Here is a 13,163-nt window from a genome sequence, read left to right on the forward strand (position 1 = left end):
TTATGATAAACCATTTTATTTAAGGTAAGACTTGTGTCAAATTTCAATCTAAAAACATTACGAAAACGATTTAATATCACTTTTTCCAGTCGTATATTTTTAGGCTATTTTATCATTGCAGGCACATCCGCTTGGTTTTTATATGACAATTTATTAGACCAAATCAAACCTGCCATGCGCCAGTCAGTTGAATACACATTAGTTGATAACGCAAATTTATTGGCTGAAATTTTTAAAGACGATGTGCTACAAAATACAATTTCAGAAGAGAAAGCCCAAGCGATTTTAAAAGCCAAACAACGCACATTAAACGCTAACATTTGGTCTAAAGCTAAAGCGCATATTAATCTTAATTTTTACATCACAAATAAAGCGGGCATTGTTATTTATGATAGCAACCATCAATTAGAAGGTTTGGATTACAGCAGATGGCGCGATGTTTTTTTAACATTAAAAGGAAAATACGGCGCTCGAAGTACAATGTCAGATCCTAACGACCCGCTAAGCACTGTCATGCATGTTGCCGCACCGGTATTAGATGACCAAAACAATATTATAGGTGTGTTGACGGTTTACACCCCCAATTTATCCTTACAACCTTTTTTAGAATTAAGTAAAAAAACCACGCTAAAACAAGGGTTAATTCTTATATTAATCACCACCATCATTGGTGCCATTTTATCAATATGGCTATCTAGTTCCATCAAAAAGCTGGCAAATTACGCACACACTATTGGCCAAGGTAAAAAATCCACCCTACCAAAACTACAAGGCACCGAGCTAAATAAATTAAGTCACGCAATAGAACAAATGCGTATTGAATTAGAAGGTAAAGCCTATGCTGAACATTACATTCAAGCGTTAACTCACGAAATAAAAAGCCCAATTGCCGCCATTAAAGGTTCTGCCGAATTAATCACGCAAGACATGCCAGCACAACAACACACTCAATTTATTGATACTATTTTTACACAAGCCACCCGAATTGAATGCACGATTGAGCAAATGCTAAAACTGTCAGAGCTTGAAAATTCAGAACAACTAGATACTCAAATTTTTGATGTGAATGCTCTTATTGATAATTTAATCACCCAACAAACCGCACATGCACAACTTAAACAATTATCCTTATCATTTGATCACACAATAAAAGATACCCACATTCAAGCCAATCAAGATTTGATCAGCATTGGGTTAAACAATTTAATTGATAACGCCATTGATTTTGCCAACCCTAATAGTGTCATCGAATTTAAGATTGAAAAAACAGACAGCAACCTAATCATTTACGTTGAAAACCAAGGTGAGTCGATTCCTGAATTTGCACAAACCAGAATATTTGATCGCTTCTATTCGTTACCAAGACCCAACGGACAAAGTAAAAGCACGGGACTGGGTTTGAGTTTTGTCAGACAAATAATGAATTTACACAATGGAAGCATTGAGCTTTCAAATCATAAAGATGCGAATAACAATAATACAGTGGTAGCTTGTATGACTTTGCCTTTAAGCTAAATCCACACATAAAACACATAGACAACACACGTAAACCACACAGTCGTTATTTATATTGAATCCTTAACTTACCGAGGATAATAACAATGACGACTGACTCAAAAAAAAACTCACCCCAATCAAACACTCAACGCGCATTCTGGATTAAGGTCCTCATCATATTTGGACTATTTTTACTGTTACAAATACCCATGATGTTTGTACAAGACAGCGTAAAACAACGATCTTATTCATTACAAGATGCCAAACACAATATTGAGCAGTCTTATAGTAAATCCCAAAGCATCGTCACCCCCATATTAGCCATTACCTATCAAACCAGTGAAATAAAAAGTGTGTGGGACAAAAATTTAGAAGCGTATATCAATCAAGAATATATTTCGACACACACAAAACTACGACCTGCTAACCAAGTATTAGTAGACAGCAACATTCAAACTTCCATGCGTAAAATGGGCATATTTAACACGCCTGTATTTGAATCAAATATGAAAGTGTCAGGTAACTTTGAGCCTTCAATCATTAGTGACATTCAATCTATTGAGCACTTTCAAAAAATTGAATCGATTTCCTTAATTACATTTATTAATGATCTACGCGGAATCACAAGTATTCCACAGCTAAACATGAATGAGGACACCTATTATTTTGAAGAAGGCACGTTAATCGACCCTGAGCTCACTGGTCTACATACAAATATTCCATTATCTGCATTTAAAGACTCACTAACCACACCTGTTAGCTTTAATTTCGTATTACCATTTAAAGGAACAAGCTCGTTGTCGGTCTACCCTGTTGGACAAACTAACGAGGTAAATTTAAGCTCAAACTGGCCACACCCTAGCTTTAATGGAAAATTCTTACCTGTGAACCACGACATCACAAATGAAGGATTTTCAGCCACTTGGAAAATAACCTCACTGTCTAGTAACTTATCCACATTACTATCTCAGTGTGAATCAGGCAGATGTCAAAAACTCATTGATGCGTCGTTATCGGTTAATTTGTTTGAGCCTGTTAATCATTACACATTGTCAGAACGCGCCATTAAATATGGCAACATATTTATACTACTGACATTCATTGCCTTTTTTATGTTCGAAATATTTAAATCTCTTAGTATTCATCCATTACAATATTTTATGGTTGGCCTGTCTTTAACGATGTTTTTCTTATTGTTAATTGCACTATCTGAACATTTTAACTTTGCGATCTCTTACATCGTCAGCAGCTTATCGTGTATTGGATTAATCACTTTATACACAGGATACATATTAAAATCATTCCAGCGCTCATTAACGATATCTAGTATTTTGCTGATTATTTATTTTGCTTTATATTTTATATTACACAGCGAAGACTACGCTTTTTTGATGGGGTCCATCTTAATATTCTCGTTATTAGCTATTACTATGTTAGCCACTAGAAAACTAGATTGGTATAACATTACATCGAATATAAAATTAAATATAAATAAAGAACCTACCCCTTCATCATCCTCTCACTTTAATAAAAATTTTGAGGAATAAGGAAGTGTTTTTAGTTATCGCAAGTTTTATATGCGCTGGTATATTTTATATCAGCCCTATCATTGGGACGTTCATTTTCATTTGTTATCACACAGAAAAGCACCATTGCTTACTATTACCAAAAATCCATATGATGATTCAATGCATAATTTGGGTAGTAGCGATCATTGTATCCGGAGTCTCTATTGTTGCTTTAATTGCTTATATATTCGACATGAGGCGGATTGATGACAAAATAATAATCACCTGCTTGTTTTTTATTTTTAATGCACCAATTTTAGGTGCGATTGAATTATTGATTTATAGAAAATTCACATTAGAAAAATTTAGAAGAGCACAATAAAAAAGGGAGGCTAATAAGCCTCCCTTTTTTATTTTAATTTAAACATATTAAGCACCAAACTCTAAACGAGGTATTGCTTTTTTCTTTTCATCGACTTTAGGCGAACAAATTAATAATCGGGAAGAATCAATCTTACCCTCTACAACCAGCTTCAATTTAAACGTTTCTGCACGTTTAGTCGCCAATGCTAATAATTGCTCGTACTGTAATTCTGAGATAACGAAATCTTCAACGGATACAGACTCTACAACTTCAGGTTCTTGAATGATTTCAGCGGATTCAATCACTTCAACGGGCTCAACTTCAATTACTTCCGCTTCTTTTAATGCAGCGGCTTTTTCTAATTCAATTAATGCTAACAAATCATCTTTAGTAGCTATTGGACACACACGTACAACCACGTCTTCTTTATCGCTTAATAATGCAGTAATTTGTCCAACAAACTCAGACTGCGCTTCGCCTATTTCAGTTTGACTAGGTGCATATTGTAAATCTTCAAAACGTACTTTTAAGGCAAGATCACCAGCACTTAATGCTACCGAAACTACTTTAGCGTAAGGTACAAATAAATTTAAAAGATAACTTTTAGCTTGTGCCATGGCAACTTTTTTAACAACCAAACCCACAATACTTCCCACACCAAAACTTGGATCATACACATCACCATGCACAGGAATTTTAAGTTCAATATTGCCGTCACGGTCGCGTAACATACCTAATGCCACATTAAGTGGAATCACCGCTTTACCAATAATGTTCGAGCCTTCATCTTGTTTAGTATTTCCAAATTTTGCGCCACGCAATAAAACAACCGAGTCACTTTGTAGAATATCGTTTCTAACTGAGCCACTAAAATCTAAGTCCATTTGCCCCGCTTTTACTTCAAAACCTAAACTGTCTTTTAAATACGGCGCCACTTCATGTAATGGAAACTCGCGCATAGTTAAATCTGCATAGAAATTCAATTGATACGTAAATGGTGTTATCCATCCTTTCGCCTCACCTTTAAAATAGCTTTCATCAGCAAACTTAATATCAAATTGTGTTTGCTTAGTCAGCTCACTGCTATCAACACCATCGATCACTGCATCCGTTACGATGAATACTTTTTTAAATATTTCTGACGTGCTTTTGTCTTCAATCACAACATTCATAGGATCTATCAAAGTGATTTGACGAATTTGAATACGCGGGTCTAACAACTCGACTTCTTGCTCAGTTTGCACAACCGCTACATTATCAGATTCAACTGCATCAGTTGATTGCGTTGCTGGAACAACCACTTCATCAGTTAATATGTCAGTGTCTAATAATGTTTCTAGAAAGTACTCTTTATCTAAACTGACGTAAGTGTCACCGCCGCCTAATTCAATATGATCCATTTTTACAACGCTTGGAGTGACATCAAAACTGTTTATATTAAGGCTGTCCATTTTTAATAACGCTGGTAATTCATCACTTACTTTTGAAGCCATCAGACCTTCTAATTGAATTTGATCACCCGTTATTTTGTAATCTTCACCTTTTAACTCAACGCTTAAATCACTTGTTGATAACCGCCCTAACGTACTTAATATAATCGGACTGTCAGTTAAACCGACATTTAAAGTCGATAAAGCCATTTGAACTTGAGCATTCGCCATTACATCAGAGGTTTCAATATTAAATTGTGCTGTTAATTGTGGCACTGTTAACTCAAATGACTTTAAGCTTGCCTCATACAAAACTTCTTGCATGTCTAAATCATTAACGCCTAATTGCAATGAACCCGAGTTAATATTTAATAAGTCACCATCAAGGGTCAGGTTTAATTTTAAATCTGCATTTACTTTTGCATCTAACTTATTGATCTCATCTGGTAATAGATAATTATAAAAGGCAGTATCAAATTCTTTTAACTTAACAACTAGATCCGCTTTTGCAGTTTGTGTTTCAACCGTTACATCTGTATTCATTTCAATTAAAGCACCATCGAATACAGCGTCTAATTCAATGGATGACACCAATACTTGGTTGCGATATTCACTTTGTTTCAGCGCTAATGTATTAATTAAAATGGTATGTGCATGACCTTCGTTTATTAAATCAATATTAATATTTTCTAATAAAATCTCAGGAGCCAAATAACTTAAAGTATCCACAAAACCAGGCTCTGCATTTTCATCATCTGATTCTTCTAATACTTCGCTATCAGTAAAACTATTAATATCTACCCCAGCAACAACTATATTGTCGCCTTGCATCAATACATTTAATTTCATGCCACTTAAATATACGCGTTTGATATGCACTTCTTTTTTGAACAATGCCCAAAAACTATAATATAACTGCAATTGATCTAACTCATATTCAACCTCATCGTCTTGCAATAATGAAAGGGTCTTTATTTTTAGACTTGAATTAAATAAATTCACCCGCACCGTACTGTTTGAGTCCAGCACTACATTGTGTTCAGCCAAAGTATCTGCCGCAAATGTGCGCACCAACCAAGGGGATAACAACCAAACAAGTGCATAACTGAGGATAAAAAATAAAACGATGGATATTAGAGAATTTCTAGCTAATTTCATTAAAGTACTTTCCAAGGTAAGTGAATATCATCGCAAATGAATGCGTAAAAAACGCATTATAACTTTTTCTTTTCGAACAGACAGCCAAGACCGATTAAATGAGCTAAAATACAGTGCAATTTCATTTTTCATAGGGGATACAATATGAATATCGTACTTTGGGTACTACAAGCAATACTGGCTTTTCTTTGTTTATCAGGAGGGGCTTATAAAGTTTTTCAATTTCAAGAATTGCAAAAATCTGTGATATCCATGCAAAAATTACCCAGTACTTTTTGGGTATCCATTGGATTATTTGAGTGCGTGGCAGCTATATTTCTAATTATTCCGATGCTAATTGGCTTTTTACCAATTTTAACTCCAGTTTCAGCACTAGCAATGCTCATTGAATCCATTATTATTACTGTCATTTATATAAAACACCGCGATTTCCCACCTATTTCATTCACCATTTTTATGCTGGTATTAGCGGCGATTATTGCGTTTTTTCGTTTTTAATTGAATTAAAAAGGCAAGTGAATCTTCCCATTGCCTTTTCTTAAATTATTTTGCATTAAATGCTTTTTCTAACGCGGCTATATCAATTTTTTTCATTGTCATCATTTTATTCATCACACGCGCTGAAGCCTCTTTGTTATTGGACCCCAACAAAACAGGTAAGACACTGGGGACAATTTGCCAAGACACCCCAAAACGATCTTTCAACCAAGCACACTGACCTTCGCTTCCACCATCCTTAATTAAATTTGCCCATAATGAATCTGTTTGTTCTTGATTTTGTGTTGTGACACAAATCGATGCAGCTTCAGAATGCTTAAATTGTGCCCCACCATTTAAAGCCTGAAACGAAACCCCATCTAAAGTAAAACTCACCATTACAGCAGGCATACCTTCAACTGGACGCAGTACATTTAAAATTTTGGAATTAGGCAATAACGAGGTATAAAATTCTGCGGCCTGCTCTGCTTGGCCATCAAACCACAAACACATTGCCACACTTGTATTAGTCATGTTTATTCTCCAATGTTAATTCTAATATGCCTTTTCAGGCGATTTAAATAATCAGTTTACTCAATGAGTTATCACCCATCCACTTAGTTTTTAGAACACATAATAGCCAAATGTGTAATTAAACATATCCAAATGAAATTATTTACCGTACAACAGGTTATAACAATTTAAATTTAAAGAGAAAGTAAAAATGAGAAGCATCAACATAAAAGTGATTTGGTTAAGCGCTTTAGTATTTATGATTACGCTAAACACACTTGCCATCGTTTTACCAATTAACGGTATGTCCACACAAATGCTGTCTGATTTGTACCCATCGCCTTTTACACCAGCAGGTTTTACTTTTTCAATTTGGAGTGTCATTTATTCAAGTTTAATTATATTGGCTGTCTATCAATTATTACCTAAAAATTCTAATAATGAATTATTAAAAAAATTAGACCCTATTTTAATTGCCAACTTTGTTTTGAACGGATTGTGGATATTATTATGGCACTATGGAATGTTGTGGTTATCGTTATTGGTCATGGGACTTCTTTTATCCACACTTATAATGGTATACAAACTAAAACGTAATTGCGACACACAATCAAATCCAATTATTCATTTTTCAATAAGCATTTATTTGGGCTGGATCAGTATTGCAACCATTGCAAATATTAGTATTTTGCAAACACATTATGGGATGGATGCCGCTTTGCTTTCAGCAGATATGTGGACACTGATTAAAATTTCCATAGCAACAATATTAGCCATAATATTTTTAATAAAATTTAATGATTTAGTTTACAGCGCGGTAGTGATTTGGGCAGCGTTTGGTATTAGCCAAAACCACGACAGCGATACTGTGATCTATGCTTTATCGATTATGGCAATGGGAGTTGTTTCCGTTTTTTGGTTGATGGGTTTGCTGCGCTTTGCTTTAGAATCATTCAGCAAAATGAGAAATGGTTGAAAGTATTTGATTGAAAACACACAATATAGCAGCACTCAAACATTTATTTATAATTGCCCGATTTGACTAAATAATAAAAACGTCATATTCAACTCATAAAAAAAGCCAACTGATAAAATTCAAGTTGGCTTTTTTGTTTGGTTAGTTATTAGTCAATAGCAATAACTTCACCCGCCATGAAGGTTTCACTCACAGTGGTTGTGGGACCACCTGACGTACAAGGGTGATAGGTTACATCATACTCATCATTAATTGGCCAAGTTTGCTCACACTCTTCTGTCACAATAATTTGTCCATCTAACGTAACACTTCCAGCTTGAACGGTTAATTCATCATTTACTGAAGTTAACTGCGTACCTGAAGTCATATCTAAGTTAAAATCGACATTAGCCGTTGACTCAACATAAGTAACAGTTGTTCCGTCATCAGTTTCATCCGATAAAAAAACATCTGTAAATTCAAGCATTGCATCAAAAGCCGTGGTTAATGAAATGGTTTCATCTGATTCAGTATACTGAGCACTAAAATTTGCTACCATTGCAGAAAGCAATACATCGCCATCTAATGAGAAACTCAACCCAGCTAAGTTCGAATTTGTGATTGTGGCTGTTTCGTTAATTCCGTCGATTAATAAATCAAAATTGGCTCCACCAAAATTAATACTCACATCTTCGCCAGAATCACCTGTAAATTGGCCAATAATAGCATTCATACTAGAAGTAATTTGGATGGTTTCCAACACAGCATCTAATGCAAACGTGCTTAAATTTGAAGTCGCATCGACTGATATAACATTGGTGCTATCACCAATTTGAATCATTTGTGGAATCCAGCTCATCACCGTTGCTTGATCGGCACTTGCAGCAACAGAAATCGCAAACTGACCATCAAAAGTAGCCGGCACCTCAGAAAAATTATCCGTTCCCAATTCAGTGTCAATTGCTAAACCTGCTGCTTTTAATTCACCTAAATCCACTAACATTGCAAGATAATCAGGGGCATATGAAAACTCAAAAGGCTCGTAACCGCTGTAAGTTACGGTAATAATACCTGCAACATTGTTGATCACTTGAATTTGCAACACCACATTATCCAATACAGTTAAACAATCTGTATCACCTGTGTCACATAAATTGTCAGTATTCACACCAACTGAAATTGTGTTGGTTGATAAATCCGCTGTTGCGTTAGCCACATCAAATAAGCCATTGATCGTATCTTCCATCGAATCATTTGCAGCCTTTGCCGACACTGCACTGTTGAGCGCTCTTGACATAATACTGTTTGATTCATTGTTCATTGAACTAGTATCGTCGTCAAACTCCTCGTCAGAGCCAAAAAATGAACCCATAATGGACATGGAACTCATAATTGAAACCGCACTGTCTAAATTAGTTGTGACATTTGCAGCTGGAGCGGCAATGCCACTGCTTAAATTATTCATGCCTTGATTCAAATCTGTCATCGCTTTAATTTCTTGATTAATTGGCGCAATGTTTGAATCGATTTCCACTTTTAGTGATTGGGTATCTTCTTCACAAGACACCGTTAATAAACTTGCTGCTGTTATAGCAACACACAAAGCTGGCAATTTAAATTGACCCATGTTTTTCCCCTTAATTGAATTTCCAAAATAATTTTAAATCCGTACATCTTGATCAGATTTGCACGAACAAGGTAACGATTAAATTGTAATTACACAACACCAAATAATCTGTTAACACACACTCTAATTTCTATTTTAAGATACAAAATGAGCATTTAAGGGCGCTGTACACCAAAGTATTTTAGTTTCATAAATGTTAGTATTTTGTATTTTTGAAACCTATAAGTCATTTTTAAAATATGAGCACCCCATCTTTACTAACCCTTACCCATGGCGCTGGCGCTTCCATTGAGTCATTATTTTTACAATCATTAATTCAAAGCCTAAAATTAAACGCATTTGACGTGAACGCTTTTAATTTTGACTACATGGAAACAATTCTCAAGACTAAAAAACGACGCCCTCCTGAAAAAATGGACAAACTCAAACTTCAGTTTGCCAATAACATTAAACAGGGCACAACTTGTATTGCTGGCAAATCTATGGGAGGCAGAGTGGCAACCATGCTTGCGGCAGATCGGGAATTTGATTATTTGAACATTAAACATGTATTTGTATGGGGGTATCCTTTTTTTGCTCCCAAAAAAGATACTCCAAGAATCCAGCATTTCGACAATATTCAGGCACAGGTTCATATATTTCAAGGCACCAGAGACTGTTTTGGCAAGCCCGAACAAATCGATCCCCTAAAATTACCTTCAAATATTCACATACACTGGATAGATGGGGCGGATCACGATTTTAAAATACTCAAATGCCTAAACAGATCCACACAACAAACCATAGATCACATTACCAAAAAAATGCGCGATATTTTGGAAGAGGCAACTATACTCAATTAATGAGTTCAAAAAACAATATAATCTGCCTTGAGCAAGACATACATACGATTAAGCAACGTTTTTTTCGCGTCAATCAAGGACGCTATCAGCGTTGTCTTGATCAATTATCATTTAAACAACAGTTTATTCTTGAAACTATTTCGCTGCTATTTCATATTAATCACTCATTTTTACCCGGATTTGTGGACGAATCGACCCCCTGTGGATTTCATGGATTCAAACCCACAATTAAACAAGTCGATAGTTTAAAATCCTTTAATCGTAATTTTAACTATTCTCCTAAGTTTGTACACGATGCTGACCTTTGCAGTTTATTTGTTATGGGCAGTTGTGGCAGCATTGCTCAAAATTCCCAAAGTGACTTAGATTTTTGGCTCATTCATAAACAAGATATACCCGCACAACACATTTATAATCTGGAGCAAAAAGCGGAAAAAATAGAGTCCTGGGCAGAAAAGTTTAATTTAGAAGTGCATTTTTTTATTATGAGTGCAGAAGATTTTAAAGCAAAAAAAGTAGGAAAACTCAGCTCTGAACATTCAGGAAGTGCGCAGCATTTATTATTATTAGATGAATTTTACCGCAGTTGTATTTTGATTTGCGGCAGCTACCCTGTTTGGTGGCTAGTACCTTGCGATAAAGAATTAGAATATGAACAATACGTAAAATCGTTAAATGACAAAGGCAGCTTGGGATACCGAGAAACAATTGATCTTGGATCAACGATGCCTCTTGCAATAGAAGAGTTATATGGCGCTAGTGTTTGGCAACTTTGTAAAGCCATTGACTCTCCTTATAAATCAATATTAAAGTCCATACTTTTAGAATATTACGTCCAAGAAAACCATGAATTGATTTTATTAAGTCAAGAATTCAAACAACGCATTCATCAAAACACCATAAATTTAAATCAACTTGACGCGTATTTATTACTTTATGAAATGGTCGAAAACTATTATAAAAGAACAAACCAAACTCAACGGTTATCCATTTTTCGAAAATCTATCTATCTAAAATTAAATTTAAAACTTTCAATTTCTAACTCGAAAGTAAAAAACTGGCGCCGATCGGTTATTTCTGAACTTATTGAAAATTGGCAATGGACTGCGGATGACATAAAAACGTTAGATAATCGAGCCCAGTGGTCCATTCAAAACATTCTAAATGAAAAAAAATCCGTTTTAAATGAGCTTTCATATTGTCATAGATTATTAAGTAAAAAATGTCATAAACAAAATATTAAATTAAGCGATACTGACTTAAATATATTAAGTCGGAAATTATACTCAGTATTTGACAAAAAAAATGAGAAGATTGACCTAATCAATCCCGGTATTTGTAAAGATGTGACTCATTGCAACACTTATATATATGAAGTAAAAACAAAAAAAACCCAACAAAGCATTTGGTCTGTGTACGAACACCCAATTGATATTAACAGTGAAAAATTGCCCACTCCAATTAAACGCAGCTTTTCATTAGTAGATATTTGGCTTTGGCTGTACATGAACGGATTGTTTATTGATAACAAGCATATTGGTTTTTCAAGCAGTTCTCATCAAATAGACAAACAAAAACAATCCCAACTTTATTTAATATTCAACAATCACATTCAGCCATTTAACAAAAGAAGCAAGCATGAAGAATTTGAAAGTAAATCTTCCATTAAAAATATTACTATTTTAATTAATGCTCTGAATGAACCGCTAGCAGAATTATCACAAAAAGGGCTACTCAAACTTTCACATTTGAATGACAGCTTTAATTTTAGCGCCCAACACGACAATCTAATTGAAACGATCGATATTATTATTCAAAATTCCTGGAATGAAACCTACACCTTTCACTTTGAATCCCAAGAAGCGCTTGCTCAATGTATCAAACACTATTTAAATATCATTACAGACAACCACAATTGGGTACAACCTTCGATTCATGTTGGTTGCAACACACAAAATCAATATATTCAAGAAAGGTTTGAGTCTTTATTTTTACAAATAAGACACTCTTTTTTTCAACAAAACAACAGCCAGTTTATACTAAATATTCGATCATTTTTAACAATCATATCAAAACAAGATGGGAAATATTTTGTTGAGAACTGCAAACATGAAGTGATGTTATTTGATTTTTTAAATAACAATAAAATAAAATCTACTCAGATTTACTTTGAAAAAAAATGCAGTGAAAAACTTTTAACTCCCAAGCTGAATAAACTTCATCAAACAGATTCTATAACAGTTTTTATTGAGCATATATCCAGCCAAATATTGGTTTATATTATTGATGAGTCCGATCATATTTTAAGGTATAAATCTAACCATACTAACTTTACAACATTAATAAAATCATTAGACCAATTCATTTATAATACAAAAAATAATGCCACCCATACATTTACAGAATTTTATAAAATTGAATACAATTTAAAAGAAACACTGATTCACCCTGTACAAGTACCTGACAATGTACTTATGCCACAACCCTTTGATGTTAATATTTTTTTAGACAAAGATGCACATCAAAATTTAATTTACAGCATCAACATTAATGACAAACAATTCCATAGTTTTGATTATGACGAATCTGTATTTTCAAAAGCAGCCGAGTATTTAATTACACTGCGTACAGAAAAAGCCAGTTATTGGATTTATATCAATTCATTAGCGCTAAGTAACACACTTAATAATGCTAATGATTCAACGGTCTATTATTTAAAACATAAATTGAGTATTGAGCAAAGACTAAATCAAGCTATTGAAATTAAAAAATCCTTAAACAGTTTGGAGTAA

Annotated in this window: 9 protein-coding genes; 6 read left to right on the forward strand and 3 right to left on the reverse strand. The window is 34.3% G+C overall.

The annotated features are described in order from the left end of the window. Window positions 1-33 precede the first annotated feature (33 nt). A complete protein-coding gene (gene creC, locus TYM08_RS17400) occupies window positions 34-1,515 on the forward strand; it encodes a two-component system sensor histidine kinase CreC (RefSeq protein ID WP_422380418.1) in 1,482 nt (493 codons plus the stop codon). 86 nt (window positions 1,516-1,601) lie between these two features. After that, complete coding sequence (creD, locus tag TYM08_RS17405; protein WP_422380419.1) at window positions 1,602-3,044, forward strand: cell envelope integrity protein CreD; 1,443 nt, start codon at window positions 1,602-1,604, stop codon at window positions 3,042-3,044. A gap of 390 nt (window positions 3,045-3,434) precedes the next feature. On the opposite strand, the gene TYM08_RS17410 is transcribed toward creD, so the two are convergent. Further along, a complete protein-coding gene (locus TYM08_RS17410) occupies window positions 3,435-5,957 on the reverse strand; it encodes a DUF748 domain-containing protein (protein ID WP_422380420.1) in 2,523 nt (840 codons plus the stop codon). A 144-nt stretch (window positions 5,958-6,101) separates the two neighbouring features. Here TYM08_RS17410 and TYM08_RS17415 point away from each other — a divergent pair, with 144 nt between their 5' ends. Continuing rightward, the gene (locus TYM08_RS17415; protein ID WP_422380421.1) at window positions 6,102-6,455 is read left to right on the forward strand and encodes a DoxX family protein; all 354 of its coding nucleotides are present in this window, start codon (window positions 6,102-6,104) and stop codon (window positions 6,453-6,455) included. A gap of 45 nt (window positions 6,456-6,500) precedes the next feature. On the opposite strand, the gene TYM08_RS17420 is transcribed toward TYM08_RS17415, so the two are convergent. Continuing rightward, window positions 6,501-6,968, reverse strand: coding sequence for a VOC family protein (locus TYM08_RS17420; protein WP_422380422.1), 468 nt, complete (start codon window positions 6,966-6,968; stop codon window positions 6,501-6,503). Window positions 6,969-7,158: 190 nt separating this feature from the next. On the opposite strand from TYM08_RS17420, the gene TYM08_RS17425 reads away from it, so the two are divergent. Next, entirely contained in the window at window positions 7,159-7,923 is a 765-nt protein-coding gene (locus TYM08_RS17425; RefSeq protein ID WP_422380423.1) for a tryptophan-rich sensory protein, read from the forward strand. A gap of 148 nt (window positions 7,924-8,071) precedes the next feature. Here TYM08_RS17425 and TYM08_RS17430 read toward each other — a convergent pair whose 3' ends face one another. Continuing rightward, window positions 8,072-9,529: a hypothetical protein gene (locus TYM08_RS17430; RefSeq protein ID WP_422380424.1), complete on the reverse strand. Its 1,458-nt coding sequence runs from the start codon at window positions 9,527-9,529 to the stop codon at window positions 8,072-8,074. A 239-nt stretch (window positions 9,530-9,768) separates the two neighbouring features. Here TYM08_RS17430 and TYM08_RS17435 point away from each other — a divergent pair, with 239 nt between their 5' ends. Both TYM08_RS17435 and TYM08_RS17440 read left to right on the forward strand, forming a co-directional pair. Beyond that, the gene (locus TYM08_RS17435; RefSeq protein ID WP_422380425.1) at window positions 9,769-10,371 is read left to right on the forward strand and encodes an alpha/beta family hydrolase; all 603 of its coding nucleotides are present in this window, start codon (window positions 9,769-9,771) and stop codon (window positions 10,369-10,371) included. Beyond that, window positions 10,371-13,163 carry a class I adenylate cyclase gene (locus TYM08_RS17440; RefSeq protein ID WP_422380426.1) on the forward strand — a complete coding sequence of 931 codons (2,793 nt, stop codon included), beginning with the start codon at window positions 10,371-10,373 and terminating at the stop codon, window positions 13,161-13,163. The genes TYM08_RS17435 and TYM08_RS17440 overlap by 1 nt, the downstream gene beginning before the upstream one ends.

Origin of the sequence: Marinicellulosiphila megalodicopiae (genome assembly GCF_045862395.1) — a bacterium.
Taxonomy (GTDB): domain Bacteria; phylum Pseudomonadota; class Gammaproteobacteria; order Pseudomonadales; family Natronospirillaceae; genus Marinicellulosiphila; species Marinicellulosiphila megalodicopiae.